The following is a 25,711-nucleotide window of genomic DNA, read 5'->3' on the forward strand; positions in this document are numbered from 1 at the left end:
CTGTGCGTTGTCCTGTCCAAACACACTCACGAGCCGGGTATAATTACGCAAGGGAACAAAGGTTGTCCGGAGACAGAAAGCCACTTTAAACTGCGACAAAGAAATCGAAGCGCGGTTGACAGCCTCACCGCACCTCAAAGCTTTCCGGGACGGCCTCCACCGCCTCCAAGTTGGAGACAGTTTTGACACGCGCAAACGGCGGACCTTGCCAAAGAGCATCCAGCATATCGACGACGACGTCCGAAGGCCCTGAAAAGACGGCTTCCACCGTCCCGTTTGGCAGGTTGCGTACCCATCCCGACAAAGACCGCGCTTCGGCCTCTCCGGCACACCAGGCCCGATAGCCGACGCCCTGCACCCGGCCTTCGATCAGAACATGCATTGTCAATGGATCTGCCGTCATGAAGCGCTCCTCCGCGTCGACTGGGGTTAACCCTAGAGCGCTTCGCCACTGCTTGCTAGGGGCTGCGAGCTTTGCGATTTTCAATCACGCCTCGACAAATCGCAAACTTGCCACAGCCTCTCAGATACCGGCTACGCCTTCGCGAGCGTATTGTCCCGGGCCGATCGCTTTTGCTCGTCCAGCATCACGACGAGAGATGCTCCGACAATCACGAGGGCGCCCGGCCAGAAGGCCCCGGAAGGGGCAAACCCGAAGGCAAAAAAGCCGACCGCGATGTTGAGCGGCAGTTTCAGATGATCGAATGGCTGGACGAAGGTTGCATCGGCCTTCTGATAGGCCAGCGTCAGCAGATAATTGGCAAGAACCGTAAGCACGCCTGCGCCGACGAGCAGCCACATCGCCTGACCGGACGGAACAATTCCACCATCGCCCAGCGCCAGCAGCGCGTTCACCGGCGTCAGCAGAAGCAGAAGATAGATGGTGATGGAATCGGCCCGTTCGGTTGCAGTCAGTTTCTTTGTCACCAGAGAGGTACCGGCCCAGAAGGCCGCCGCGCCGACCGGGAGCAGAGCCGCCCAGCTGAATGCCTCTGTCCACGGTTCGAGAATCACCATGCCACCACCAAAACCGGCAATGGTGGCCAGCCAGCGCACCAGCCCGACCCGTTCACTGAAAAACAGTTTGGCTCCGACAATCACGAAAAACGGCGAGGTCATCACAAGGGCGATCGCCTGCCAGATTTCCACCCGCGCCAGACCGGCCACCCAGAGCTGAATGCCGATGACGGCCAGGGCACCGCGGGACAGATGCCAGCCAAGCTGTTTTGTCCGGAGTGCCGACAGGCCGCGCCGCAAGACAAAGGGCAATCCCACCAGCAATCCCAGCGCATATTGCCAGAAGGCTGCCGAGGTCGACGGCACGCCGAGCTGCATGGTCGAGGCCTGCAGGGCGCCATTGACCAGCGCAAAGGAGGCCCCTGCCCCGATCATGGCAAGCGCAGCAAAAAGTGATGTCCGGGATCCGTCTTTCATGACGGTGTCCTTTCTGGTCCGTTCGGTTGTCGTCCTGAACAGCCTCAAAAAGACACGTGACCGGGCCCCGAAACGGGACCACGACCAAGTTCTCTCTCATCCGGACTTTCAGACATCGCCGCAAAACGTTGCCATAACCGTCGGCTCCGGCTTCTCACCGGATCTGCTGACCCTTGCTGAAACAATCAGCAAGGCGCTCGCGGGCTCCAGGTCTCCCTGATACCGCCGGTGGGGACTCTCACCCCGCCCCGAGAACTGTTCTCAAGGCGATCCTTACGCCTGAAAGAGACACCATGCAATGGACACGGCCAAAAAAATTCAGTGATACTGAAACAGGTCCCGGATCAGGCAATTGCTTGTCCCCGGATCGTGGCAGAGCCGGACAGTGCCCGGCTCTGCGTTCTTGTTAAAGTGTACACCCTTCCACGACATGGGTGACCTTGTGTGCCTCCCAGCGACCCGGTGGTTCGAGCTTCCGCACCAGATCATCGATGACTGCCTCCGGCACGACTGCGTCCCTGCTCCTGTTCTGGGCATGCAAGGCAGCTTGTGACGGCTCCAGATAGACGATTTCGACCCGGGCGCCATAGTCACGCAGCAATCTCAGCGGCCTGCCCCGGAGCTGGGCGGATATGTTGGTCGCGTTCCAGACAAAGTCCTGCCCCTTGCGCAGGTGTTGACGTGCCGCCTCATAGGCAGCCTGGATCACCCTGCCCTGGTTCCCCGTTGCCGGCTCTCCAAGTTCTTCGCGCACCGCATCGAGACTGACGACAGGCAGTTCCGGGCGGTTCCGCGCAATCCAGGTGTCCTTGCCCGCCCCCGGAAGACCTGACATCACGGTCACACGGCAACGAAAGTCTTCAAACGCCACGTAACGCGGATCCCGGTCCGGCCGTTCGAAAAAGGCAACCCTGCTCTCGTCATTGGCAAAGGCGAATGGCTCTGTCCCGCAACCGGCGTCTTCAAAGACCTGCCGTGCCAGTCCGACATTCACCAGAATGCCGTCCTGGTCGGCACAGATCCGCCCCATCGCGTCAGCTTCGGCATGAAGACACAGGAGATCCGGCCGGCACTTCCAGGAGGTCTCGATGGCAAGACGCTCCGGGTTGCCCCGCTCAATCAGCCAGAAGGGAAGCTGATGCGTGACAATCAGGCCGCAAAGCTGTTCTCGCCAGACAAAGGGCGCACCCGCATGCCACAGAAGTCGCCTCGCGATGCTTGCACCAACCCTGGAATGCCCACGGGAGGTGATGCGCCCGTCATCCTCCGCCCGCGTTGTCGCCGGCTTGCCGACATCATGCAAGACCGCTGCCCAGAACAGACAGGATCTGTTCCCCGGGTCCAGCTGTCGCCAGTCCGGCAGCGACACAAGCGCGTCCACCACCATGCGGGTGTGCCGGCCGACATCGCCTTCCGCATGGTGGACCGGATCCTGCTGGCAGTTGTCGAGGAGTGACAGTTCCGGCCAGAGCGGCCAGATACGGTCCCAGGCGACTCTCCAATCTGGCGCAACCGGGACCAGCTGCTCCAGCGCTTCAAAGGTCACCTGATCAGATGGCATCCGGATCATCATAGGCTCCTTTCACGGCAAGCTCGGGCGCGAAGATATCGATCCCCTCCGCCAGACGGTTGGGCAGGATTGGACGCGACTGCCAGTGCCCGTCAGCTTCCGTGATCGCCTGGATGAAACCAGCGCGCACGAATTTGAACCGCCCGGTTACCGTCTCACCCTCCTCCTGTTTGACATAAAGTCCCTCCGCCAGATCGGAATCCTCCGTCTGCCGGTCGACCATTTCAAGGCGATTGCCGGAGGCCAGCGCGGCGTCCCGGAGTGCCTCTCGCCAGTCCGGCGACTTGTAGAGGGAGGGTTTCACGAGGCCCTCGACCTGTTCGACCGAACCAACTTCCCCCTCAAAAACTACGGGAACGGGCATGACCGGCAGACCGAACAGGATGTCCCGACGGGCAGCCGTGCTCAGAAAACGACCCGTCTCCCGGTCGAGAAGGTCGAATTCGAGGAAGAAATGCGGCAGCCGGTCGTAAAACACCGTGTGTTTGGCATAAAGCCATTCGCCATACATGACATAGCGCATGCCAAGCGCCTCCCGAAACCTGTGAGCATGCGCAGACGCCCAGGTTTTCAGCAGGTCGAAATGGCGCTCCCGGTGCCCGCCCACAAGAAAGTGGCCACGGCTTTGCAGTTGCAGTTGCCCCTCCTCGCCGAAAGACACGGCACAGTTGGCCCCATCGATTTTCTCTTCAATGACAAGGTTCCTTCCGGCCAGACCGGATATCGGCTGATCGTCGGACAGGTCCCCTTGTTGCAAGCGCGATCCTTCCAGATGGCGCGTGCGCGGATATTTTATCAGTTCCATGGTGTTGCTCGAATTGGCCCGTGCCCCGGACGGACGCAGCACTGCTTTCACGGTCTTTCAAACCGCATACAGTCGGCAATCGGAAATGGGGTCACGGAAATGCACATCGAAAAGCCCCGGAAAACGGGGCCGATTGAACAAGGACAATGTGCAAATACGGATTACATAGAACCGGCCATCGGGCGTTCGAGTGACAATGGCGGAACTATACGCCAATCGGCGACAAGGGCAACGCCGCTTGCCTCAGCCTAAAGACATTGGCAGACGCTGTTGCCGGCAGACAACACGCCCCCTGTCTTTGAGCCCTTTTGATGGCACCCAGGATCTGACGGGTCCAGGGATTGTCCGCCGCTTGTCAGGCCTCGAGCAAAGACCCCAATTCGGCGGGTTTTTCGGCAATTAACACCGGCTTCTCGGCGGCCAGCTCTTCCCGGCTGCCATAACCCCACAGCACACCGACACCCTTCACGCCATTGGCATTGGCCCCGATGAGGTCGTGCTTGCGGTCGCCGATCATCACGGTTTCCTCCGCCGCAAGCCCTTCCTCGGAAAGGACATGCGCAATCAGGTCTGTCTTGGCGGAGCGGGTCCCGTCCAGCTCGGACCCATAAACCTTGCCGAAATGCGGCATCAGGCCGAAATGCTCGACAATCTTGCCGGCATAGGCGTGGGGCTTGGAAGTGCAGACATGAAGCTTGATGCCAGCCGAAGACAGTTCGGCAAGCACGTCCGGAATGCCTTCGATCAGGGAATTCTCATAGAGACCGGTGACGGTGTAGCGCTCCCGGTAGTGCGCAACAGCTTCATCCAGCCGGGCCTTGTCATCGGTCTCTAGCAGCACCCGGAAACTGTCCCAGAGCGGCGGCCCGATGCACCAGCGCAGATCGGCCGCGGCGACCGCCTTGGCCGACATTTTCTCCAGGGCATGCTGGATTGAGCGCGTAATGCCGTCGAACGGGTCTGTCAGGGTTCCGTCGAGATCAAACAAAACCGCAGAAACCGTCATGCGCGCGCCCTAACCTGCAAAAGAAAACGGCCTGCAATCAACTGCAGGCCGCTGCACTATCGCCGGATTCGACTTGCTGTCAATCAGCGCCCTCAGGCAAATTCCATAATCACGGCATCCACTGCCAGGCTGTCGCCGGGCTCTGCCTTGATTGCAGAAACGGTGCAATCGCGCTCAGCCCGCAAGACGTTCTCCATCTTCATGGCCTCGACAACGGCAAGCTGTTCGCCCGCCTTGACTTCCTGCCCTTCGGCGACCGCGATCGACACCACCAGTCCCGGCATCGGGCAAAGCAGCATCTTGGACGTGTCCGGCGGCAGTTTCTCCGGCATCAGCTGGTCGAGTTCGGCAACCCGCGGTGTCAGCACGCTGGCCACAACGGAATAGCCCTGCCAGTCGAGACGATACCCGCCCCTGACCGGACGGACCTGAACCGTGACATCACGGCCACCGACCTGACCGGACCACATCGGATCACCCGGGGACCAGTCGGATTCCACGTTCATCACCGGGCCATCGCCAATCGCGACGTCGATTTCCACGGGCGTGCCCGGATAACCGGCCGCCTGTCGGATCGGCACGTAGGTCTTGTCGAGCTTGACCACCCAGTCTTCCCGGATTGCGCCGGAATGCGGCCGCAGGCGTCCTGGAAGATGGTCGAGCCGTTCCCGTTGCAACGCGCCCATGGACAGGGAGACAGCAGCCAGCACCGCATGAGCCTCCGCGTCCGGAACCGCCGGGGCAAAACCGTCCGGATATTCATCGGCAATGAAACTGGTTGCGAGTTCCCCGGAGCGCCAGCGCGGATGGTTCATCAGGGCCGTCAGGAACGGTACATTGTGCTGAATGCCATCGACGTAAAACGCGTCCAGCGCCTGGCTCATCGCATCAATGGCTTCCTCACGGCTGGGCGCATGCGTGATCAGCTTGGCGATCATGGGATCGTAGAACATGGAGATCTCCGACCCTTCGACCACGCCCGTGTCATTGCGGACCGTGATGCCGTCGGAGGTCATCTCCTCCGGCGGCTGATAGCGCACGAGCCGTCCGATCGACGGCAGGAAGTTCCGGTAAGGGTCCTCCGCATAGATGCGGCTTTCCACAGACCAGCCATTCAGCTTGACGTCCTCCTGCTTCAGCTCAAGGGCTTCCCCGGCGGCCACACGTATCATTTGTTCGACCAGATCGACACCCGTGATCAGCTCCGTCACCGGATGCTCCACCTGCAGGCGGGTGTTCATCTCCAGGAAGAAGAAGCTCTTGTCCTGTCCGGCAACGAATTCCACGGTGCCGGCGCTGTCGTAATCAACGGCCTTGGCCAGCGCGACGGCCTGTTCGCCCATCAGGCGGCGCGTTTCCTCGTCCAGAAGCGGCGACGGCGCTTCCTCGATGACCTTCTGGTTGCGCCGCTGGATCGAACATTCGCGTTCCCCCAGATAGATGGCATTGCCGTGTTTGTCGCCGAGCACCTGGATTTCGATATGGCGCGGGTTCTCGATGAATTTCTCGATAAACACACGGTCATCGCCGAAGGAAGACGCGGCTTCCGATTTGGAGCGCGTATATCCGTCGCGCACTTCATCGGCGTTCCAGGCGATGCGCATGCCCTTGCCGCCACCGCCGGCCGAAGCCTTGATCATTACCGGATAACCGATGTCCTCGGCGATCTCCACGGCCTGATCCGGGCTTTCGATTACCCCGAGATAACCAGGAACGGTGCTGACCTTTGCCTCATTGGCAAATTTCTTGGATTCGATCTTGTCGCCCATGGCCTCGATGGCACGCGGGTTCGGACCGATCCAGACAATGCCTTCCTTCTTCAGCGCTTCGGGAAAGCTGGCCCGCTCCGACAAGAAGCCATATCCCGGATGCACAGCCTCTGCGCCAGTTTGCTTGCAGGCGGCAATGATCTTGTCCGCGATCAGATAGGATTCTGCGGCGGCTGCCGGTCCGATGTGAACTGCCTCGTCCGCCATCTCCACATGAAGGGCATCCCGGTCAGCATCGGAATAGACCGCAACGGTCTTGATGCCCATGCGGCGGGCGGTCTTTATTACCCGGCAAGCAATTTCACCCCGGTTGGCGACAAGTATTTTCGAGAACATGGATTTCCACCCGACTGGATCGTTTTGCTTTTTGTAAGGCCCGCCAAAGAGGCACGCAACTTATCCAAAGGGCGAGGCGTGTTTTTGCGGAGCAGGTTCGAGTTTGCCGAAATTTATCTGCTCCTGACGCAAAGGTGACCAGAAGACTTCATCAATTCGACCAACGGCAAATCCCGTTTATCTGAATATTAACACTCCTATTGCAGAAATTACGGAGGAAAAGAGGAAGCACTGAATGATGAAACGCCTTCAAGGCGCCATTCTCGTTGGACTGTTGTTGTCAGGTACTGCGTCCGCCGCCAGCATTGGCAAGTGGAACAGTGGCGAAATCAATGGCTTTACGCGGTATTGGACCACCAATAATGTCGGCGACAATTTCGTGGTCTGGTGTCATCCGGAACGCAAGGTCAACGGCACGTTGCTTCATATCGAAGTCGACGGTCAAACGCCGACGCCCAACACGCGGATCAAGCTGATCATGGACCAGGAGATCCTCGAATTGCCTGTCAACAATCAGGGCTATATTGAAAGTGGTTGTGCCACATGTTCCGACAGTTTCGGCTATGTCTGGCACAGGTTGAGAGCTGCTCACACGATGGCTGTCAAGTTTCATGACAATCGCTATGCGGGCTTCTCGCTGAAGGGCGCGAAAGAGATCCTTCCCGGCCCCGTCTGTCCGACCGATTGGCAGAAGAAAAACCCGAATAGTTAAAGGCATGCCGGACGCCGGCTTTCGCGCTGGAGGCCGCAATTTTGCTTAAAATTTTACGAAAACTTTAGACACCATCAGCAATTGTGCCAAGGACGGTATTGGTAGGACAAATGCTGAAAACCTTTCTCTTCCTGATTGCATTTCTGATCACCGTGCCAGCTTCGCATGCCGCGGAGTTTGGCAGATGGCACAGTGACAGGGCCCATGGGTATGACCGCTATTGGACCGTCAACACGACCGGTGCACGTTTCACCATCTGGTGCCCACCCAACCATAATCCGCGCGGCGTCCTGATCAGCGTCGATATCAAGGGAAAGCCCCCTACTCCCGACACGCTTGTGAGGATCGAACTCGACCACAAGCTCGTCAAGTTCAGGGCCGGCTCCGACGGATATATCCGCAACGATTGCCCTGCCTGTGCAGACAATCTGACCTATTTCTGGCATCGCCTCAGAACCTCGTTCCGGTTCAAGGTGCAGCTGGAAGACAGGCGTTACGCTGGCTTTTCCTTGCGAGGAGTTCGCGAGGCCATGCCGCATTCGGTGTGCGCCAGCCAGGTCGCGCGAAACAGTCAATAAAAGCAGATCCTCCTGCCTGACCGGCATTTTGGTGTTGCCGGTCACACTTCCACCAGCCTGACCGCGGCATACTGGCGCTCTAGTGCTTGCGCGGGGTATGATCATTCCGGCGAATGCGGGCATGATCATTGCCTGAGCACTTTGAATGCAACGCCCCCCTGTCAGGAGGTAGACATGCGGAAATTTTTGACGTGTTCGGCGGCCGTACTGTTCGCGGGCCTTGCCATCACATCCGCTGCCGAAGCGCGGCCGGACTTGCGGCAGATGACCTGCGCACAGGCTCAGCAGATGGTTCTTCAGCACGGCGCTGTTGTGTTCACCACAGGTCAGCACACCTATTCGATGTTCGTCTCCAACCTGAGCTATTGCGACCGGAACCAGGTTCTCTTCACGCAGTATGGCCAGACCCGGGATGCCCGCAAATGCCCGGTTGCCTATGAATGCAAGGAGCCCCTGTTCCCGCGCGGCGGCTTCAATCGCTGGAACTGACGAGAACGGGCCGGAAAACCGGCCCGCGCTCTTTTTAAAACATCAAACCGCTGCTCAAAGCGGAATGTTGTCGTGCTTTTTCCAGGGCGTTTCCGCCTGTTTCGAGCGCAGCAGTGCCAGTGCCTTGGCGACCCGCCTGCGGGTCGAATGTGGCCGGATGACATCGTCGATGTAACCACGCTCGGCGGCGACAAAGGGATTGGCGAACCGGTCTTCGTAATCCTTGGTGCGCTGAGCGATCTTGTCCGGATCGCCCAGTTCCGACCGATACAGGATTTCTACGGCGCCCTTCGCGCCCATGACGGCAATCTCCGCACTCGGCCAGGCGTAGTTGATGTCGCCGCGGATATGCTTGGAGCTCATCACGTCATAGGCGCCGCCATAGGCCTTGCGGGTGATCACGGTGATTTTCGGAACGGTTGCCTCCGCATAGGCAAAGAGCAGCTTGGCACCATGTTTGATCAGGCCGCCATATTCCTGCGCCGTCCCGGGTAGAAATCCGGGAACATCGACAAAGGTCACGATCGGAATTCCGAAACAGTCACAGAAGCGAACGAACCGCGCCGCCTTGCGGCTGGCGTCTGAATCCAGAACCCCTGCGAGCACCATCGGCTGGTTGGCGACAATGCCGACCGTACGCCCCTCGATACGGCCAAAACCGGTCAGGATATTGCCGGCAAAGCTGCCCTGGATCTCGTAGAAATCACCTTCGTCGACGGTCTTCAGAACAAGTTCCTTCATGTCGTAGGGCTTGTTCGGATTGTCCGGGATAAGCGTGTCCAGGCTGGTGTCGATCCGGTCGGGATCGTCATAGTTCGTCAGCTCAGGCAGATCGGCCTGATTGTTCATCGGCAGGAAGTCGATCAGCCGGCGCATTTCCTGGAGCGCCTCGACATCATTGTCAAAGGCGCCATCGGCGATGGACGATTTGGTGGTGTGAATGGAGGCACCACCCAGTTCTTCCGCCGTGACGGTTTCGTTGGTGACCGTCTTCACGACATCCGGGCCCGTCACGAACATGTAGGACGTGTCGCGCACCATGAAGATGAAATCGGTCATGGCGGGCGAATAGACGTCGCCGCCGGCACAGGGTCCCATGATCAGCGAGATCTGCGGAATGACACCGGAGGCCAGCACATTGCGCTGAAACACCTCACCATAACCGCCGAGTGCCGCAACCCCTTCCTGGATGCGGGCACCGCCGGCATCGAACAGGCCAATGATCGGCGCGCGGTTCTGCAACGCCATGTCCTGTAGCTTGGTGATCTTTTCCGCATGCGTTTCCGACAAAGAACCGCCAAAGACAGTGAAGTCCTTTGAGAAGACATAGATGGTGCGGCCATTGACCGTACCCCAGCCGGTGACAACACCATCGCCCGGAATGTGCTGATCTTCCATGCCAAAATCGGTGCAGCGATGCTGCTTGAACATGTCGAACTCTTCGAAAGAGCCCTCATCCAGCAACACTTCGATCCGCTCGCGCGCCGTCAGCTTGCCCTTGCCATGCTGCGCATCGATACGGCGCTGCCCACCGCCCAGCCGGGCCGTTTCCCGGCGCTGTTCCAATTCGGCCAGAACTTCTTTCATCGGGACCTCCCAAATCTCACTTGGTGACGGCGTATCATGATCCGACCCCGGAAGCCTAGTCAGCACATGGGCTTATGGGAAAACCTCCAGCCCCCGCGGACGATCCCGCGTACCCTCCTCTGGAACCCGGTCTGAAGACGCTGCCAGTGGTCTTTATCACACTCCTGACGAATTCCTCCGGATGTGGGCCAGATAGGCTTTGCCTCACCCGCTTACTAACGTAGCGTTACGGCGTTACGATACCTATCGATTTCTGCGCGGTAACCGGTGCGTTTCGGACGTTCTGACCCGGACTTTCGAACACGCCGCGCCAAGCCCGGATACCGTTTTTTTCAATCGGAGTAAATCATGTCCGAAAAGTTCGTTGTTGAACACAGTGAAGGCCCCGTCACACTCGCCCGTCTCCAGTTTTTCGACATCAGCCAGTCAAACCTCAAGGAAGAGCACAAGGCCTGGCTCCGGCGGCACGTCGTTCCGCTCCTGCGCGGCAATGGCAGTATCAGCGTGGTCGGCCTGTCCAGCAGAAGCGGCAAGGCCGCCTTCAACAAGGCATTGTCCAAGAAACGGGCCGTCGCGGTCCAGCTCTTCCTTGAAGAGGCCTTGCAGAAAAGTTTTCCGTTTGAGCTGGTCGACGGTCTCGGAGAATCGCTGGCAGAAGAAATGGGTCAGGAGGACGGTGTCGAGGACGGCCAGTTTCGGGCGGTCATGATCTACGTGCATTCCATTCCAACACCGCCCAATCCCAAGGTCATCAAGACCCCGAAAAAGATGAAACCGAAGCCGAAGAAAGCCTCCACCATGTGGGTCGGTATTGGCGAAAGCCACTCGGGAGATCTGGTTGCGGTCGGACGTTACAACTGGAATGGGCGCCTTTACCGCGCCAGTGCGGATGATGGCGGCTTTGTCGACTATGTCGACCTGATGGCCGATGGCTGGAAAATCGGCGGTGGCCTCGGCGGCAGCGTTGGCGCCATCGTCATCGTGGCCCATGGCGTGAAGTCACCGCAGGAGTTCAACAAGAAGGGCGAGTGGTCGGACTGGGATCTCGATCTGGCGATCGGCGGCAAGCTTGGCGATGTGCTGAAGGGCCTGAAGGGGATCGGCAAGATCGTCTCGACGATGGAAAAATACGAGGAACTGAGCCATGCGGCGATCGAAATCACCAAGAACAAGGGGTTCGTGAAAAAGGGCCTCTACACAATCCCCATGCTGGGTGTCGGTGCCGGTTTGCATGTCTGGACCGGTCGCAAATATGGCGATGTGACAGTCATCTCGACCGGTCGTACAAAGATGACCTAGGTCATCCGGCATCGGGCGGCGCGGCCTCCACAAGTCTCACCCGTTGCCGGACTGCCGACAAACTGAACAGCAAAGGCCGCTGTCCGTCAGCCGGCCGCTGCCCGTATGCCGTGCAACTTGCAAAGCCGTTCACCTTAATGGGCCTGTTTGCCCGGGAAAGCTTTTGGTTTGCCGCAAGTTTTTGTGTCCGCCTAAATTCTAGGCAGCAACGCCGCGACATTGCACTTTGACACCCTTCAGAATTTTGTCATGATTGCTCAAGAAGGTAGCAGTGACAAAGGGGAGGCAATGTCGAACGACCGCACGTTTTTTAACGAAATGCTCGACGAGACCGGGGGGCCACGCCAGTGCTACTCCAGGCTTGCCAGGTGGCTGGAAGACAAACCCTCCAATTTTCTTTCCCGCAAAAGCAAAGACGCTGAAACGATATTTCGACGCCTCGGCATCACCTTTGCAGTCTATGGCGCCGACGAGGCCACCGAACGGCTGATCCCATTCGATCCGATCCCGCGCATCATTTCCGCGTCCGAATGGCGCCGCCTGTCGGCAGGCATTGACCAGCGGGTGCGCGCGCTCAATGCCTTCCTTCATGACATCTACCACCGCCAGGAAATCCTGCGCGCCGGCAGAATCCCTGCTGACCTTGTCCTGCAGAACGAAGCTTTCCTGCCGGAAATGGCTGGTTTCACCCCAGCCCGCAAAGTCTATTCGCACATCATCGGAACAGATCTGGTGCGGGTCTCCGAGAACGAGTTCTACGTTCTGGAAGACAATACCCGCACGCCTTCCGGCGTCTCCTACATGATGGAAAACCGCGAAACGATGATGCGGCTGTTTCCGGAACTGTTCCAGACCCATCACGTCGCCCCGGTCGAACAATATCCGGAGAACCTCCTGCAGACCCTTGAGAGCGTTGCCCCGGATCCGGCCAAATCCAGCCAGACCATCGTTGTGCTGACGCCCGGAATTTACAACTCCGCCTATTTCGAACATGCGTTCCTGGCCGATTCCATGGGCGTGGAACTGGTGGAGGGCCGCGACCTCTTCGTGGATGCCGGGCATGTCTACATGCGCACGACGCGGGAACCGAAGCAGGTCGATGTCATCTATCGGCGCATCGACGACGCGTTCCTCGATCCACTCACCTTCAATCCGGACAGCATGCTCGGTGTCCCCGGCCTGTTCGATGCCTACCGTGCCGGCAATGTCACCATCTGCAACGCACCGGGCACCGGCATTGCCGACGACAAGGCCATCTATGCCTATGTCCCGGACATCATCGAGTTCTACACCGGCCAGAAACCGATTCTGAACAATGTTCCGACCTGGAACTGTTCGCGAGCGGATGATCTGGCCTATGTGCTCGACAATCTTCAGGACATTGTTGTCAAGGAAGTTCACGGCTCCGGTGGCTACGGCATGCTGATCGGCCCGACGGCCTCCAAGCGGGAGATTGCGGAGTTCCGCAAGGTGCTTGAGGCCAATCCGTCCAACTATATTGCGCAGCCGACTTTGGCTCTGTCGGCCTGTCCGACGCACGTCAATTCGGGGGTGGCTCCCCGCCATGTCGATTTGCGTCCGTTCGTTTTGATTGGTGACCAGGTGCGCATCACGCCAGGCGGCCTCACACGCGTTGCCCTCAAGAAAGGCTCTCTCGTCGTCAACTCCAGTCAGGGCGGCGGCACCAAAGACACCTGGGTTCTGGAGGACTGAAAGACAGATGCTCGGAAGAACCGCCTCGTCACTGTTCTGGATGTCCCGCTATCACGAGCGCGCCCAGAACATCACGCGCCTTTTGGAAGTCGCCTATCGCGGCGCCATCATGTCCCACTCCGGACAGGAACACGGCACCCATTGGACCTTCGCGCTCGCAAACACCGGATCAGAAGCCGGCTACAGGGAAAAATACGACGAATTGCAGCTTCGTCATGTCATGTCCTACATGATTTTTTCCAAGGACAATCCGACCAGCATCCGCTCCTGCCTGGAACTGGCGCGCAACAATGCGCGCGCCGTTCGCACCGGGATCACGGCTGAACTCTGGGAAGCCATCAACACCACCTGGATCGAATTTGCCGAAGCCAACCCGCAATCGATCACCCAGGACAAGCTGCCGGATTTCCTGGCCTGGGTGAACCAGCGGGCCCATCTGTTCCGCGGTGCCTTGCTGAACACGATTTTGCGCGATGACGGCTATTTCTTCAGCCAGCTGGGCAATTTCGTGGAGCGGGCCGACAACACGGCGCGGATCCTCGACACCCAGTACTGGGCGCTGCTACCCGATAATGACATCGTGGATGACGGTGCAATGGAGCGCTACCACTGGTCTGCGATCCTGCGCGCGCTCGGTGGCCGTCGCAGCTATCGCTTCGCTTATCCGAACTCCAGGCTCAAGGCTCACAACATCGCCGAGTTCCTGATCCTGCGAACAGAGATGCCCCGGTCCCTTGCCCATTGTTACGACTGGATCGCCGAGACGGCCGAAGACCTTGCCCAGTTCTACGGCTCAAGAGAACCCAGTCTCGATCTCGCAGCCGATCTCTCCCGCGAACTCTCTGAAAAGCAGATGCGTGAAATCTATCAAATGGGTCTGCATGACTTCCTGAACGACTTCATTGGAAAGAACAACGCCTTCGCAAGACAGCTCTCCGAAGACTATAATTTTGCCTGACCTTTCAACCCGACCCGGTGCCTCATGCGACTGACCGTCCGACACACCACCCGATACCGTTATGAAACGCCGCTGGCCAACGCCATGCAACAGTTGCGGCTGACGCCGGAGAACGGTCCGACGCAAACCATCGTCAACTGGACGATCGAAGCTCCGGGGATCGAACGTGCGACCACCTACAAGGACGCGTTCGACAACCAGGTTCACATGGTGTCACGCAGCGAGCCCGTCGAAGACGTTGAAATTACGGCGACCGGGACCGTCGACACGGTCGATACCAGCGGCGTCATCGGCCATGATCCCGGTGCAAGTGCCCCCAACAGGATCTACACGCGCGTCACCCCCCTCACCCAGGCCAATCAGGCAATCCGGAAGCTTGCCTCGCTCGCCGATGTCCATGACAAGATCGCCGGCTTCCATGCGTTGATGCATGCCATCCGTGACAAGGTCGACTACAAGGTGGGCGTGACGGAAACACATGCGCCGGCCGCATCTGTTCTGGCGGCAGGCGAAGGTGTCTGCCAGGATCACGCCCATATTTTCATCGCGGCCGCCCGCTCGCTGTCCATTCCCGCACGTTACGTGTCGGGTTACATGCTGCTGGAAGATGAACAGGCCTCCGAAGCACACCACGCCTGGGTCGAGGTCATGATCAACGGCCTCGGCTGGACCGGCTTCGACATATCCAACACAATGTGCCCCACAGATCGATATATTCGCTTGACGGTCGGCCTGGATTCCCGTTCTGCTGCGCCGATCAGGGGGATCCGTTTCGGCGGGCTGGAGGAAAACCTGCAAGTTGAGGTCGACGTGGCACAGGCCGCGTTTCAGCAGCAACAGCAGTGACCGTCATGCTCCGGACGCCACAAACCGTTTATCTCCTGATCCAGACTGACTGAACGGTTCCCGAAGGGCATTTGCATGACATATTGCGTTGGCTTGAAACTGGATCGCGGCCTTGTGTTCGCCGCCGATACCCGCACGAATGCCGGCGTCGACAACATTTCCACGTTCAAGAAGCTGCATGTCTGGGAAGAGCCCGGGGAGCGGGTCATCACGCTGATGTCCGCCGGCAATCTGGCCGTGACCCAGGCCGTCATTTCGCTGCTGACGGAACATATTTCCTCTGCGGAGAAAGACCGCACAACCCTGATGACCGCAAAGACGATGTTCCAGGTGGCACGGCTGGTCGGCAGCGCTGTGCGCGAGGTCAAGGCGATTGACGGCGAGGCCCTGGCCACTAGTGCAGAGAGTTTCTTCGTCACCTTCATTCTCGGCGGCCAGATCAAGGGCGAGGAACCGCGCCTGTTCCAGATCTACGCGGCCGGAAACTTCATCGAGGTGGGCAGCGACACGCCCTTCCTGCAGATCGGCGAGCACAAATACGGCAAGCCCATTCTGGACCGCGTGACACGGGCGGACATGCGCCTCGGAGAAGCCGCCAAGCTCGTCTTGCTGTCTTTCGACAGCACACTCCGGTCCAACCTGTCGGTCGGCATGCCGATCGACATGCTGCTTTACAACACCGACAGCTATTCCACGGACCGTCAGGTCCGGATCGAGCAAGATGATCCCTATTTCAGGAAGCTCTCCCAGGGCTGGTCCGACAAGCTGCGCGAGGCCTTTGCCGACATCGACGAATTCGAGGTCTGAGCAACGCGCGCGCTGTCAGCGGATCGTCACAATGCGGCAGTAGAAGCGGTCCGATCAAACGGTAAGGTGCGTATCCATGAACAGTTCAGGCGCTGTCTCTGACCTACAGGATCTGTCCTGGACCCGCGAACCTGCACAGGAACCGCTCGAGGAGAACGACGCGGTCCAGACTGCGGTGCGCGAGCTGATCAAGGCCGGCAAGCGCAATCAGGTGGTCGAGCTACTCAAGCGCTGGGACCCGATTGACGTCATGCAGCTCCTGACAAGGCTGCGCCTCAAACATGCCCGCAAACTGTTCCAGTGGCTGCCGGCAAATCCGTCCATCAAGGTGGTTGCGGAGCTGCGTCCGGAATTCCGCTCCATTCTCATGGAGGAATCCACGCTTGAACAGTTTCACGACATCCTGGACGGACTGGATCCGGAAGACGCCGTTGAAATTCTGAACGAGTTTCCGGACGACGTCGCCGACGAACTGATCGCCCGCCTGAAGGACATTGACGAGATCGGCACGCGCGGCAGTTATGCCGACGACACGGCCGGCCGCGTGATGGCACGGAAATTCGTTGCCCTGCCGGAAGATTGCACGACCGGCGAGGCCGTCGCCCAGATGCGCGCGGAAGCAGATCGCATCCGCCGTGTGTTCACCGTCTATGTCACCGACCGGGAAGGCAAGCTGACCGGGACCATCGAAGTCGGCCGCCTGCTTCTTGCCCCTGCGGACACGCCGCTTCGGGACATCATGAACCGGGACGTCCTGACGGTTTCTGCCGACACCGACCAGGAGGAAGTCCTGCGTGTGGCGCGAAAACGCGACATGCGGACTGTTCCGGTGGTCAGCGCGGAAGGACATCTGATCGGGCGTGTGACCCCCAAGCAGCTTACGCGTATTGCCTCAGACGAGGCCAACGAAGATATGCTTCTGATGAGCGGTGTCTCCGGCGAATCGCGGGCGGACGACACGGTTCTGAGAATCGTCCGCCGCCGCCTGCCCTGGCTGCTCGCCGGACTGGTCGGCGCCAGTGTTGCCGCGACCGTCGTCGGTTCTTATGAGGATCAGCTGGCAGAGGCGGCGATCCTGGCCGCCTTTATCCCAGTGACCATGTCCATGGCCGGCAATGCCGGTCTTCAGGCCTCTGCCGTTGCCGTCCAGGGCATTGCCACCGGAGCCCTCTGGTCCGGTGACATTTTCTTCCGGCTGATGAAGGAACTGGCAGCAGCGCTGTTCAACGGTGCTATTGCGGGCACGATCCTGGGCTGTCTGGTGCTGATCGCCTCTTTCGTGGTTCCCCTGGAAGAACCCATGCGTCTTGCGCTTGCGACATCCTTGTCGCTCCTGTGCGTCACCACCCTCGCCGCCATGGTCGGCGCCACGGTTCCGATCATCCTCGACAAGATCGGCATCGACCCCGCCATGGCCATCGGCGTCTTCATCACCTCGTCAAATGACGTCCTCGGTGTGCTGATCTTCTTCCTGATGGCGACAACGTTCTATCTGGGGTGAGACTGGACCGTGTTGCCAATCACTATGTCCAGCCATTGAATTTAGGAGCTTTCCCGGATCCCCGCGAAAGCGAGGAACCAGGACTCTTCATCATCAGCCGAATTTCCTCGAAAGGCAGTGCCCCTCACCCTTCCCTGAGAACCAGCGCGGCCGCGTCGAACTCGGTCCGCTTGTAGGCACGGATCTGGGTGGCTTCAGCGTCCGCGCCCCAGCGTTCGATGTTGAAGTCTTCTTCCACGTGTGCCGCTGCCCATACGGCATCTGCCTCCAGCCGGCCTTCCTTTAGCGCCAGTGCCAGCAAGGCCGATCCTGTCAGGCTGGTCGCCGTGTGCAAGGCGGCAAGGCGGAGCGGTGTCTCGTCGGCAATGCGGGCCCGGTAAGCAGCCAGCAGCTGTTCGGATTGCGGCACATGGATCAGGCCCTCGATCAGAACGAACCGGCCACCCAGCAGATCCCCGGCCCAGTCCACGACCGGGTCCCAGAGGCGCCGCTGTGTCTCCACTAGGCTGTCCGGATCGTCTGCGCGATAGCAGAGCGCGTCATTGCCGGCGAACTTCGTGATATCGTCCGCGACTTCGTCAAAGCGAACACTGACAGCGTCCTGCGCCGAGTTGGCAATCCGCGTCAGCGGCATGTTCGCCGGATTGATTTCCTTTTCCTGCGCCTGCCATTCGGCGGCAACGGCAGATCCGAGCGCCTGGTTCGGCAGCAGGAGCAGCGTTTTGCCTGGCGTCTTGACCGGGCGGCCATCCAGGTGAATGGCGTAGCCGCCGTCGACGGCAACATGCGCTGCGTCCTTGTAGAACCGCTTGGGCAATTCGCGCCGGGACAGTTCCCGGGCACGCTGTTCCGGATCCTTCGCTGCGTCTTCCTGCAAAACTTCAAGAAAGTCACGCATCAGATTGTTTCCTTGTCGAAATTCAAAATGTCACCCAGAGCCTCATCCAGATCTGAGTAAGAGCTGATAATGCGGTCAGCACCATTTTCCCGAAGCCGGGAATGATCGTGATAGCCCCAGGTCACCCCAAGTGCATGCGCCCCGGCAGCCTTTGCCATGGCCATGTCAAAACCGGTGTCACCAATCATTACGGTGTGCTCAGGCGCAACAGCTGTTTCCGCCATCGCCTGGTGCACCATGTCCGGATGTGGCTTCGACGGCGAGGTGTCCGCCGTCTGGATCGTAGCAAAGCGTCCATGCAGATCATGGTTGTCGAACATGTGCCGCACACCGCGCATGGCCTTACCGGTGGCAATCCCCAAAAGGATCTCGTCACGGCGGTGCAGTCTGTCAACCGCCTCGCGCGCACCTGGATAAAGCGGATCCAGATCCAGTCCCTGTTGTCGCCGGCTGATTTTGGCCTGCCGGTAAGCGGTTGCCATGGCGGGTACATTGTCAGCCTGCTCCGGTCCGACCAGATCCAGAAACGCTTCTTCCAGCGACCGGCCGACAATGGACAATGCCGTTTTCCTGTCCGGCATCTCCAGACCGACCGCTTCAAATCCCACCTCAAGGCCGTGCAGGATCGTGTTCTGGCTGTCTACCAGCGTGCCGTCGACATCAAATAGGATCAGATACATGAAGGACCTGGCTTTGGGGCTGTTGCGGCCCGCATGTGCAGGGTTTTGCGGAAAACGTCAAGATCTGCCTGTGAAAGTTCACCTGTTGAAACGAAGAGCGCCCTCCCCGCATGTCCAAACACGCAGATCATGCTCCAACGCCAAAAGGGTGTCCCACAGGAAAACGGACGCCCGAGACATCTACGTTTCAATTCTCCTCAGACGATCTTTCCAATTCACGCCTGATCCTAGTACTTTTAACAATAGGCAAAGATTACCGGCATTAACCTTCAATTAACCGCCAATCTTTGGATATCGACTATTTTGGGCGAGCGCCCGAAAATTGCCTCTTTATCTTGGGAAACGAACACACGATCCGGCGCTTCAGGATTGGTTAACCACGTTTCTAAACGCACTGGTTACCTTAACGGCTGATAATCATAAGCGCGGGTGGGCACGATCGTTTGGGGCAAGCTTGTCACCAAAACATACGAATTGACACACGCGGCCATGACAGGCTGCGCGACAGAATGGTTTTGTCTGAATGCTTGGGAAAAAACGGGAAAACAGCCGGCAAAAAGGTCACGCGAAGCGCAAGGGCGACCGGACCTTCTATGCTGTGCTTGCAAGCGCAACCCTGCTCATGTCCGGCCTTGCGGCCACGGTTGTCGGGATCGGAGCAACCCTGTCTCCAACACATCTGTCGGCCGACAAGGCCCCTTCCCGCAGCCTGACACTCACGCAGATTGAACCGACCTCCTTCATCGCCGGCGCTGACACGTTGCAGGTGCAGGTCGCCGCAGCAGCAAGGGCGCCCCTTGCCGGCGGAGGCCTGGCGCAAGCCTCCATCGATCTCCTGGAGGTCGAGCGGCAGAAGGCGGACGCAGCCCGGCAGGCAGCCAAGTCTGCCCTGGCGGTGAAACTTGCCAGATTGAAGCTGGCGCGGTCCCTGCTTGCTGCCCAGGCTCGCACACAAGCCGAACAGCCTACTCAGCTCGCTGAAACGGAAGACAATCTGCCGGCGCCGACGATAACAGTCGCTGCGCTGCAGACAGTTGGCACCGCCGCCTCGGCGACAGTTGACGTGAAAGCCGCCCCGGCGGCGAACCTGGTCGCCGGCCTTTCCACATCGGTTCCGGACAAACCGGGCGCAATCGTTCCCCCGCCACCAGGTGCCAAACCGGCCGCGCCGCGCCGTGTGGCCAGCGCAGACAAGCCGCGCCGCACGGCCAAGCCGGAAAATGCATCTCCTGTTCTGGCCTATGCCCGCCCGGGCAACCCGGAAGACGACGAAAACGGCGTTTTTGGCGGCCTCGGCAAACTGTTCAGCGGCCCTAAAGGCCTGCCGGGCCCGGCCAGCAAAGTCGCCGTCTACGACATCAGCGCCGCGACGGTGCATATGCCCGACGGCACCAAGCTGAAGGCACATTCCGGCATTGGTCACCGGATGGACAATCCGAAATACGCCTATGTGAAAAATCTCGGCCCGACCCCGCCGAATATCTATCGCCTGCGCATGCGGGAACGGCGGTTCCATGGCGTTGAGGCCATCCGCATGCTGCCCCAGGACCGGGCTGCCATGAAAGGGCGCGACGGCATGCTCGCCCACACTCCCCTGCTCCGCAATTCCAAGGGCTCTCATGGCTGCGTTGCCTTCCGCGACTACAACAAGTTCCTGAAAGCGTTCAAGGCCGGCAAGGTCAAGACCATGATCGTTGTGCCGTCCATGGAAAAGCTGCCCACCTATCTGGCCAAGCTGAACCGGGGCGCAGGCGCCTAATCACCTTGCGGCGGCGGCCCGGATTGGCTATGCCCGAAAGGCAAATGCCATTCCTGCCCCGCCGGAGGTCTTCTTGACCAAGATCCTTATCTTTCTGCTGTTTCTGGTCGCCGCCGTTCAGGTCATCAAACCGATCGGCTGGCCGGGCCTCAAGCAGCGAAAGGACGCCTGGAAGCTTGTCGCCGGGGTCGTTGGGGTGACCATAGCTTCCGTGATCCTGACCGCCCTGTTTCAGGGTCTCTGAGAGCCGACCAGGAACTGGTATCCCACGCCATGACCACGCCTATCCTTCACCTGTTGTGCGGCAAGGTTGCCTCCGGAAAGTCAACGCTGGCCGACAGGCTTGGCGATGCGCCCGGCACCGTGGTGCTGCGCGAGGACGCCTGGCTCGCAGGCCTCTTCGGCGAGGAGATGCGCACGCTCAGGGATTTCGTGACCTATTCCAGCCGGCTCCGGCGCACCATGGCGCCTCACATCATCTCGCTGCTGGAAAACGGCACATCAGTCGTGCTCGATTTTCAGGCCAACACGATTGAGGCCAGGCTCTGGATGAAGGAACTGATTGAAAAATCGGGATGCACGCACCGGCTCCACGTTCTCGACATTCCGGACGCGGTCTGCAAGAAGCGGCTCAGGCGGCGGAACGCTGCCGGCACACACCAGTTTTCGGTGACAGAAGACCAGTTCGACCGGATCAGCGCCCATTTCCAGCGCCCGACGGACGACGAGGGTTTCACCCTCGAAATCCATCACATCGCGGATTAGGGCTCTGACCCTGGGCCCTACCGCTTGTTGAGCGCATCGTCCGGATCATCGACTTCCGGATCGTAGTCCGTTGCATCGAACCCGAGCAGGTTCCAGGTCTGCTGCATATGCGGCGGCAGAGGCGCGGACACATCGATCTGGCCGTGACCGGAGGGATGCGGGATCACGATCCGGCGGGCGAGCAGATGCAGCCGGTTCTGAATGCCGCCCGGCAGCTCCCAGTTCTCGATGTTGAAATACTTGTCGTCGCCAATGATCGGATGGCCGATATGGGCGGCATGGGCCCTGAGCTGGTGGGTCCGGCCGGTGACCGGCTTCATCGTCACCCAGGACAGCTTCTGCCCGGATTTTTCAAACACCGAATAAAGCGAGACGGCGTGCTGGGCATCGTCGTCGCCCTGACGCACGACCTGCATGCGTTCATCGCCTTCATTGCGGGCCAGAAAGGTCGAGATGCGGCCCTGGAACGGCTTCGGCACGCCGGCCAGCATCGCCCAGTAGATCTTGCGTGTGTTGCGGTGACGGAACGCCTTGGTGAGTTCCTGCGCCGCCTGGCGTGTGCGCGCCACCAGAATGATGCCGGAGGTCTCCTTGTCGAGCCGGTGCACAAGGCGCGGCTTGTTGCCCTTGCGGTCCGTAAAGGCTTCCAGCATGCCGTCCAGATGACGCTTCAGGCCGGAACCGCCCTGGACCGCCAGACCAGCCGGCTTGTTCAGAACCATCACCTGATTGTCTTCAAACAGCAGCATGTCCTCGATGGCCTTGCGGTCATCGGCAATCAGCTTGGTCGATTTCGGACGGGCGTTTTTCTTGTCATCCGCAGGCAGATCGACGCCGAGCGGCGGAATGCGGATCAACTGGCCCTTGGCGATGCGGGTGTTGGTCTCGGCACGCTTGCCATCGACGCGCACCTGACCGGTGCGCAGCAGCTTCTGCAGTCGGCCGAAGGCGAGCCCCGGATAGTGGGACTTGAACCAACGGTCGAGGCGCATGCCCGCCTCGTCGGCGGTCACTTTGATCTGTTCAATCGCGGACATATTGTTCTCAGTCTTGGCTTGCGGGCCTGTCGCCGCGCAAATCCCCGGCCACCGCGGATATGCGGGGCAAAATCGTTCCGCTGCGTATAGGCGGAATCGCTGCGGAAAGAAAGCAGTTCTTAGCTAGCAACGTGCCGCATGATCATGAGACCGGCGAAAACAGCCCCGATGGAGAGGAGAACAGAAGCCAGAACATAGACCAGGGCCAAATGGGTGTCGCCCCGTTCCCAAAGGACCGACGTGTCCAGGGAAAACGCCGAGAAGGTGGTGAAGCCTCCCAGGAAACCGGTGGCGAAAAAGTACCGCAAGGACTGCAGGTTTCCGGTTTCATGTTTCACCAGCCAGCCGATGAACAGGCCCATCAGCAGCGAACCGACCACGTTGACGGTGAGCGTACCGACCGGAAACCCCAGGCCGAACAACCGCACCGAAAGCAGCGACACCAGATGGCGCCCACCTGCCCCGAGACCACCGCCAAGCATGACCAGAAGGAGATGTTTCAAACCCGCGCCCCATATCCGTTGAATTTGTCATCCCGGCCAAGCGCAACGCAGAGCCGGGATCCAGTATTCACTTGATTATCGAGTTGGACAACAAAGGCTTCGGGGTACCGGCTCCCGGTCTTGCCGCTGCGCGTCAAACCAGGATGACAAGAGTAGGCTATTCCCCCGGCGCAGCGGGCTTTTGCTCGACTGGCTGCCCCAGCTTCTCGAACACCTTGACCTGCTCGTCATATTTCGGATCGATCGTGCCGCAGACCCGGTCCCAGAACGAGAAGAAATTGGCGAAATTGTACTTGAACCGGGAATGATGCTGGTCATGGAAGGTGACGCAGACCATGGGCGACGGCATGCGCGACATGGGTGAGGCCCAGAACTCGAAACCCGAGTGACCGATGGTGCCGTTGAAATGATCCCACAGGCGGTGAACGATCAGCACCGGGATCGGAATCGGCAGGAAGATCACGGCCCACAGGTAATAGCTCTGCATCACGAAGGCATCGACCAGATCGTCGGAATAGGTGCTCCAGACGGTCGGGGCGACCGAGCGGTGATGTTCGGCGTGAAAGCGGTAGAGCCACTTGGTGTGCATCAGCCGATGGCCCCAGTAGAACCAGGTGTCGAAGGCAATGATGGACACCACGAACATCAGGATGGCCGACCACCAGGTCAGTTCCAGCGGTGCCACCAGCGTCCAGCCTTTCATCGACAGGAAAATCCCGCCTGCCAGGCAGCCGGCGGTTACCGTCAACGACCAGACGCTCGCGCGGATTTCCTTCCACATGCGCTTTTCGCCGCGCCGGTTCTGCTGAATACGCCGTTCCGGGTGGCGGTTCTGGATCTGCACCAGAACCCAGCCGGTCGCAAAATACAGAAACACGTTCACGCCGTAGCAAGCCGCATAGATCGGCAGAAACTCAAGCAATACTGTCAGCGCTTGATCAAGCATGTCTTGTCTTACATCCAGTTGGTCGGTTGGCTGACACGGCCAAAAGCGTGCGGGCTACCCGGTTGTCTTGAGGTCAGGCCTTGACCTTGGTTTCTTCCGTGTCCGGAATCTCGCCGGTCTCTTCCATCGACTTCACCAGCGCATCATATTTCGGATGCACCGTGCCGCAGACCCGGTCCCAGAACGAAAAGAAGTTACCGTAATTGTAGTGGAACTGCGAATGATGCAGATCATGGAAAGTCGTGCAAATCAGCGGTGACGGGAAACGCGACGATTTTGACGCGAAATATTCAAACCCCGAATGACCGACCATTCCGGAAATCTGGTCGAACAGTCGCAGCGCGAACACGCTCAGGGCCGGCACCGGCAGCACGAACCAGACCAGAAAATAGAAAAAGTGCTCAATCAGGGTATCCACCGTGGTGGAGGAGTCGTTGCTCCAGGCGGTCGGGGCGATCGAGCGGTGATGTGGCACATGAAACTTGTAAAGCGCCGGCACGTGCAGCAGCCGGTGTCCCCAGTAGAACCAGGCATCGAACAGAATGAAGCAGACCGCGAACATCAGCGGAAACGACCACCAGCTGAGCTCCAGCGGCGCGAACAGCACCCAGCCTTGAAGCTGCGCAAAAAAGCCGGCGGACATCAACACGGAGGACGTTGCCAGCGCCGACAGCGACGCCTTGATCTCTTCCGCCTGGCGTTTCATCCCGTCGCGGTGTTTCTGGATACGCCGTTCCGGATGGCGCGCATTGATCGCCAGCAACGTGAACCCGGTCGCAAAATAAACCGCCACCATGGCAAGATAGGTCAGCGCGAACACGACCAGATAGTCGATCAGAAGCTCCATCACGCCTGATCCCTCTTGCCGGCATACAGCTCCTCAAAGCCTTCGACCCGATCGTCATAGGTCGGGTGAATGGTGCCGCAGAACCTGTCCCAGAAGGAAAAATAGTTGGCGTAATTATAGACAAAATACTGGTGATGCTGGTCGTGGTAGAGCGTGCACAGCAACGGCCAGGGCTTGCGTGCGCTCGGGCTTGCAAAATGCTCGTACCCGCAATGACCGATCGCGGCGGAGACCTGATCGAAGAGCCGGTGCCCGAGGAAGACCAGCGGCGGCATTGGCACAACAAACAGCACCAGTGCGTAATAGGAATGCGCAAACAGCGTATCGACGCTCGAGCCGGCATCATTGGACCAGACCGTCGGTGTGACTGTCATGTGATGTGGTTTGTGGAACCGGTAGAACAGCTTGGTGTGCAGGATCCTGTGTCCCCAGTAGAACCAGGTGTCGTGCAGCATCAGGGACAAGACGAAGAACAGCGGCACCGACCACCAGGACAGTGCAACCGATTCAAACAGCGTCCAGCCCCGCATCTGGGCAAAGAGACCGATCGACAGACAAGAACTGGTGATCGACAGCTGCACCATGGAGGAGCGGATATCTCTCAGCGCATCATGGGTCGGCTCACGCTTCTGGATCTTTCTGTCCGGGTGCCGGCGGTTAAGCAGCGTCATCGTGATCCCGGTGGTGAAAAGGATCACCAGGCTTGCGGCATAGAGACAGCCGAAAAGGGCCAGAAAGGCCAGCGGGCCGCGCCCGACACTATCGAAGAAAAAATCCATTCAACTGACAATCCGTGGCTACTGCACTCTTATCATCAGTGGGTAGCCAACCTGCAGACCTCACGTCAAGGAATCCCTTGCCGATTT

General features: G+C 59.3%; 26 protein-coding genes and 1 riboswitch. Of the genes, 12 read left to right on the plus strand and 14 right to left on the minus strand.

Features of this window, described 5'->3' with window-relative positions; translation table 11 throughout:
* Positions 1-124: 124 nt before the first annotated feature.
* The 6 genes from ACO6TG_RS02295 to ACO6TG_RS02320 all read right to left on the minus strand — a co-directional run bounded on the left by ACO6TG_RS02295 (position 125) and on the right by ACO6TG_RS02320 (position 6,920).
* On the minus strand, positions 125-403 hold the full coding sequence (locus ACO6TG_RS02295; protein ID WP_422376694.1) for an acylphosphatase: 279 nt from the start codon (positions 401-403) through the stop codon (positions 125-127).
* Between the two features lie 131 nt (positions 404-534).
* Complete coding sequence (locus ACO6TG_RS02300) at positions 535-1,434, minus strand: DMT family transporter (protein ID WP_422376695.1); 900 nt, start codon at positions 1,432-1,434, stop codon at positions 535-537.
* A gap of 84 nt (positions 1,435-1,518) precedes the next feature.
* A riboswitch (FMN riboswitch) is annotated at positions 1,519-1,694 on the minus strand.
* A gap of 146 nt (positions 1,695-1,840) precedes the next feature.
* Positions 1,841-3,004: an AAA family ATPase gene (locus tag ACO6TG_RS02305; RefSeq protein ID WP_422376696.1), complete on the minus strand. Its 1,164-nt coding sequence runs from the start codon at positions 3,002-3,004 to the stop codon at positions 1,841-1,843.
* Positions 2,985-3,809: an RNA ligase family protein gene (locus ACO6TG_RS02310; protein WP_422376697.1), complete on the minus strand. Its 825-nt coding sequence runs from the start codon at positions 3,807-3,809 to the stop codon at positions 2,985-2,987. Before ACO6TG_RS02310 ends, ACO6TG_RS02305 begins: the two co-directional genes overlap by 20 nt.
* Before the next feature lie 355 nt (positions 3,810-4,164).
* A complete protein-coding gene (locus ACO6TG_RS02315) occupies positions 4,165-4,815 on the minus strand; it encodes an HAD family hydrolase (RefSeq protein WP_422376698.1) in 651 nt (216 codons plus the stop codon).
* A 92-nt stretch (positions 4,816-4,907) separates the two neighbouring features.
* Positions 4,908-6,920: an acetyl-CoA carboxylase biotin carboxylase subunit gene (locus ACO6TG_RS02320; RefSeq protein ID WP_422376699.1), complete on the minus strand. Its 2,013-nt coding sequence runs from the start codon at positions 6,918-6,920 to the stop codon at positions 4,908-4,910.
* 235 nt (positions 6,921-7,155) lie between these two features.
* Between ACO6TG_RS02320 and ACO6TG_RS02325 the strand changes: the two genes are divergently transcribed.
* The 3 genes from ACO6TG_RS02325 (at position 7,156) to ACO6TG_RS02335 (ending at position 8,699) form a co-directional block, all read left to right on the plus strand.
* Positions 7,156-7,632 (plus strand): hypothetical protein, encoded by a 477-nt coding sequence (locus ACO6TG_RS02325; RefSeq protein ID WP_422376700.1) that lies wholly within the window; start codon positions 7,156-7,158, stop codon positions 7,630-7,632.
* Between the two features lie 110 nt (positions 7,633-7,742).
* Entirely contained in the window at positions 7,743-8,210 is a 468-nt protein-coding gene (locus tag ACO6TG_RS02330; RefSeq protein ID WP_422376701.1) for a hypothetical protein, read from the plus strand.
* Between the two features lie 174 nt (positions 8,211-8,384).
* Complete coding sequence (locus ACO6TG_RS02335; RefSeq protein ID WP_422376702.1) at positions 8,385-8,699, plus strand: hypothetical protein; 315 nt, start codon at positions 8,385-8,387, stop codon at positions 8,697-8,699.
* Positions 8,700-8,753: 54 nt separating this feature from the next.
* Here ACO6TG_RS02335 and ACO6TG_RS02340 read toward each other — a convergent pair whose 3' ends face one another.
* Positions 8,754-10,286, minus strand: a complete 1,533-nt coding sequence (locus tag ACO6TG_RS02340) for an acyl-CoA carboxylase subunit beta (protein WP_422376703.1) — start codon at positions 10,284-10,286, stop codon at positions 8,754-8,756.
* A 348-nt stretch (positions 10,287-10,634) separates the two neighbouring features.
* Here ACO6TG_RS02340 and ACO6TG_RS02345 point away from each other — a divergent pair, with 348 nt between their 5' ends.
* From ACO6TG_RS02345 to mgtE, 6 genes are all read left to right on the plus strand, one after another.
* Positions 10,635-11,585 carry a hypothetical protein gene (locus ACO6TG_RS02345; RefSeq protein WP_422376704.1) on the plus strand — a complete coding sequence of 317 codons (951 nt, stop codon included), beginning with the start codon at positions 10,635-10,637 and terminating at the stop codon, positions 11,583-11,585.
* A 288-nt stretch (positions 11,586-11,873) separates the two neighbouring features.
* Positions 11,874-13,298 (plus strand): circularly permuted type 2 ATP-grasp protein, encoded by a 1,425-nt coding sequence (locus ACO6TG_RS02350; RefSeq protein WP_422376705.1) that lies wholly within the window; start codon positions 11,874-11,876, stop codon positions 13,296-13,298.
* A gap of 7 nt (positions 13,299-13,305) precedes the next feature.
* A complete protein-coding gene (locus ACO6TG_RS02355; RefSeq protein WP_422376706.1) occupies positions 13,306-14,256 on the plus strand; it encodes an alpha-E domain-containing protein in 951 nt (316 codons plus the stop codon).
* Between the two features lie 24 nt (positions 14,257-14,280).
* Positions 14,281-15,102 carry a transglutaminase family protein gene (locus ACO6TG_RS02360; RefSeq protein ID WP_094071066.1) on the plus strand — a complete coding sequence of 274 codons (822 nt, stop codon included), beginning with the start codon at positions 14,281-14,283 and terminating at the stop codon, positions 15,100-15,102.
* Positions 15,103-15,177: 75 nt separating this feature from the next.
* Positions 15,178-15,909: a peptidase gene (locus ACO6TG_RS02365; RefSeq protein ID WP_422376707.1), complete on the plus strand. Its 732-nt coding sequence runs from the start codon at positions 15,178-15,180 to the stop codon at positions 15,907-15,909.
* Between the two features lie 76 nt (positions 15,910-15,985).
* Entirely contained in the window at positions 15,986-17,410 is a 1,425-nt protein-coding gene (mgtE, locus tag ACO6TG_RS02370) for a magnesium transporter (RefSeq protein ID WP_422376708.1), read from the plus strand.
* A 124-nt stretch (positions 17,411-17,534) separates the two neighbouring features.
* Here the strand turns inward: mgtE and ACO6TG_RS02375 are convergent, their stop codons facing one another.
* Positions 17,535-18,308, minus strand: a complete 774-nt coding sequence (locus ACO6TG_RS02375) for an ATP12 family chaperone protein (protein ID WP_422376709.1) — start codon at positions 18,306-18,308, stop codon at positions 17,535-17,537.
* On the minus strand, positions 18,308-18,988 hold the full coding sequence (locus ACO6TG_RS02380; protein WP_422376710.1) for an HAD-IA family hydrolase: 681 nt from the start codon (positions 18,986-18,988) through the stop codon (positions 18,308-18,310). The genes ACO6TG_RS02375 and ACO6TG_RS02380 overlap by 1 nt, the downstream gene beginning before the upstream one ends.
* Before the next feature lie 523 nt (positions 18,989-19,511).
* On the opposite strand from ACO6TG_RS02380, the gene ACO6TG_RS02385 reads away from it, so the two are divergent.
* The 3 genes from ACO6TG_RS02385 to ACO6TG_RS02395 all read left to right on the plus strand — a co-directional run bounded on the left by ACO6TG_RS02385 (position 19,512) and on the right by ACO6TG_RS02395 (position 21,512).
* A complete protein-coding gene (locus ACO6TG_RS02385; RefSeq protein ID WP_422376711.1) occupies positions 19,512-20,747 on the plus strand; it encodes a tlde1 domain-containing protein in 1,236 nt (411 codons plus the stop codon).
* A 73-nt stretch (positions 20,748-20,820) separates the two neighbouring features.
* On the plus strand, positions 20,821-20,991 hold the full coding sequence (locus tag ACO6TG_RS02390; protein ID WP_198338376.1) for a hypothetical protein: 171 nt from the start codon (positions 20,821-20,823) through the stop codon (positions 20,989-20,991).
* 29 nt (positions 20,992-21,020) lie between these two features.
* On the plus strand, positions 21,021-21,512 hold the full coding sequence (locus tag ACO6TG_RS02395) for an AAA family ATPase (protein WP_422376712.1): 492 nt from the start codon (positions 21,021-21,023) through the stop codon (positions 21,510-21,512).
* A gap of 17 nt (positions 21,513-21,529) precedes the next feature.
* Here the strand turns inward: ACO6TG_RS02395 and ACO6TG_RS02400 are convergent, their stop codons facing one another.
* The 5 genes from ACO6TG_RS02400 to ACO6TG_RS02420 form a co-directional block, all read right to left on the minus strand.
* The gene (locus tag ACO6TG_RS02400; protein ID WP_422376713.1) at positions 21,530-22,549 is read right to left on the minus strand and encodes an RluA family pseudouridine synthase; all 1,020 of its coding nucleotides are present in this window, start codon (positions 22,547-22,549) and stop codon (positions 21,530-21,532) included.
* Positions 22,550-22,668: 119 nt separating this feature from the next.
* On the minus strand, positions 22,669-23,052 hold the full coding sequence (gene crcB / locus ACO6TG_RS02405; RefSeq protein ID WP_422376714.1) for a fluoride efflux transporter CrcB: 384 nt from the start codon (positions 23,050-23,052) through the stop codon (positions 22,669-22,671).
* A gap of 157 nt (positions 23,053-23,209) precedes the next feature.
* Positions 23,210-23,998: a sterol desaturase family protein gene (locus ACO6TG_RS02410; protein WP_094071076.1), complete on the minus strand. Its 789-nt coding sequence runs from the start codon at positions 23,996-23,998 to the stop codon at positions 23,210-23,212.
* 73 nt (positions 23,999-24,071) lie between these two features.
* On the minus strand, positions 24,072-24,845 hold the full coding sequence (locus ACO6TG_RS02415; protein WP_422378830.1) for a sterol desaturase family protein: 774 nt from the start codon (positions 24,843-24,845) through the stop codon (positions 24,072-24,074).
* Entirely contained in the window at positions 24,845-25,624 is a 780-nt protein-coding gene (locus ACO6TG_RS02420) for a sterol desaturase family protein (protein WP_422376715.1), read from the minus strand. The genes ACO6TG_RS02415 and ACO6TG_RS02420 overlap by 1 nt, the downstream gene beginning before the upstream one ends.
* Positions 25,625-25,711 lie beyond the last annotated feature (87 nt).

The sequence above is a fragment of the Roseibium sp. genome (genome assembly GCF_965233565.1).
In the GTDB taxonomy this organism is placed as follows: domain Bacteria; phylum Pseudomonadota; class Alphaproteobacteria; order Rhizobiales; family Stappiaceae; genus Roseibium.

What these genes read in the sequence shown, in the direction of transcription:
- ACO6TG_RS02295 (WP_422376694.1), bottom strand. Translation starts at nt 403, where the DNA reads ATGACGGCAGATCCATTGACAATGCATGTTCTGATCGAAGGCCGGGTG.
- ACO6TG_RS02300 (WP_422376695.1), bottom strand. Translation starts at nt 1,434, where the DNA reads ATGAAAGACGGATCCCGGACATCACTTTTTGCTGCGCTTGCCATGATC.
- ACO6TG_RS02305 (WP_422376696.1), bottom strand. Translation starts at nt 3,004, where the DNA reads ATGATCCGGATGCCATCTGATCAGGTGACCTTTGAAGCGCTGGAGCAG.
- ACO6TG_RS02310 (WP_422376697.1), bottom strand. Translation starts at nt 3,809, where the DNA reads ATGGAACTGATAAAATATCCGCGCACGCGCCATCTGGAAGGATCGCGC.
- ACO6TG_RS02315 (WP_422376698.1), bottom strand. Translation starts at nt 4,815, where the DNA reads ATGACGGTTTCTGCGGTTTTGTTTGATCTCGACGGAACCCTGACAGAC.
- ACO6TG_RS02320 (WP_422376699.1), bottom strand. Translation starts at nt 6,920, where the DNA reads ATGTTCTCGAAAATACTTGTCGCCAACCGGGGTGAAATTGCTTGCCGG.
- ACO6TG_RS02325 (WP_422376700.1), top strand. Translation starts at nt 7,156, where the DNA reads ATGATGAAACGCCTTCAAGGCGCCATTCTCGTTGGACTGTTGTTGTCA.
- ACO6TG_RS02330 (WP_422376701.1), top strand. Translation starts at nt 7,743, where the DNA reads ATGCTGAAAACCTTTCTCTTCCTGATTGCATTTCTGATCACCGTGCCA.
- ACO6TG_RS02335 (WP_422376702.1), top strand. Translation starts at nt 8,385, where the DNA reads ATGCGGAAATTTTTGACGTGTTCGGCGGCCGTACTGTTCGCGGGCCTT.
- ACO6TG_RS02340 (WP_422376703.1), bottom strand. Translation starts at nt 10,286, where the DNA reads ATGAAAGAAGTTCTGGCCGAATTGGAACAGCGCCGGGAAACGGCCCGG.
- ACO6TG_RS02345 (WP_422376704.1), top strand. Translation starts at nt 10,635, where the DNA reads ATGTCCGAAAAGTTCGTTGTTGAACACAGTGAAGGCCCCGTCACACTC.
- ACO6TG_RS02350 (WP_422376705.1), top strand. Translation starts at nt 11,874, where the DNA reads ATGTCGAACGACCGCACGTTTTTTAACGAAATGCTCGACGAGACCGGG.
- ACO6TG_RS02355 (WP_422376706.1), top strand. Translation starts at nt 13,306, where the DNA reads ATGCTCGGAAGAACCGCCTCGTCACTGTTCTGGATGTCCCGCTATCAC.
- ACO6TG_RS02360 (WP_094071066.1), top strand. Translation starts at nt 14,281, where the DNA reads ATGCGACTGACCGTCCGACACACCACCCGATACCGTTATGAAACGCCG.
- ACO6TG_RS02365 (WP_422376707.1), top strand. Translation starts at nt 15,178, where the DNA reads ATGACATATTGCGTTGGCTTGAAACTGGATCGCGGCCTTGTGTTCGCC.
- mgtE (WP_422376708.1), top strand. Translation starts at nt 15,986, where the DNA reads ATGAACAGTTCAGGCGCTGTCTCTGACCTACAGGATCTGTCCTGGACC.
- ACO6TG_RS02375 (WP_422376709.1), bottom strand. Translation starts at nt 18,308, where the DNA reads ATGCGTGACTTTCTTGAAGTTTTGCAGGAAGACGCAGCGAAGGATCCG.
- ACO6TG_RS02380 (WP_422376710.1), bottom strand. Translation starts at nt 18,988, where the DNA reads ATGTATCTGATCCTATTTGATGTCGACGGCACGCTGGTAGACAGCCAG.
- ACO6TG_RS02385 (WP_422376711.1), top strand. Translation starts at nt 19,512, where the DNA reads ATGCTTGGGAAAAAACGGGAAAACAGCCGGCAAAAAGGTCACGCGAAG.
- ACO6TG_RS02395 (WP_422376712.1), top strand. Translation starts at nt 21,021, where the DNA reads ATGACCACGCCTATCCTTCACCTGTTGTGCGGCAAGGTTGCCTCCGGA.
- ACO6TG_RS02400 (WP_422376713.1), bottom strand. Translation starts at nt 22,549, where the DNA reads ATGTCCGCGATTGAACAGATCAAAGTGACCGCCGACGAGGCGGGCATG.
- ACO6TG_RS02410 (WP_094071076.1), bottom strand. Translation starts at nt 23,998, where the DNA reads ATGCTTGATCAAGCGCTGACAGTATTGCTTGAGTTTCTGCCGATCTAT.
- ACO6TG_RS02415 (WP_422378830.1), bottom strand. Translation starts at nt 24,845, where the DNA reads ATGGAGCTTCTGATCGACTATCTGGTCGTGTTCGCGCTGACCTATCTT.
- ACO6TG_RS02420 (WP_422376715.1), bottom strand. Translation starts at nt 25,624, where the DNA reads ATGGATTTTTTCTTCGATAGTGTCGGGCGCGGCCCGCTGGCCTTTCTG.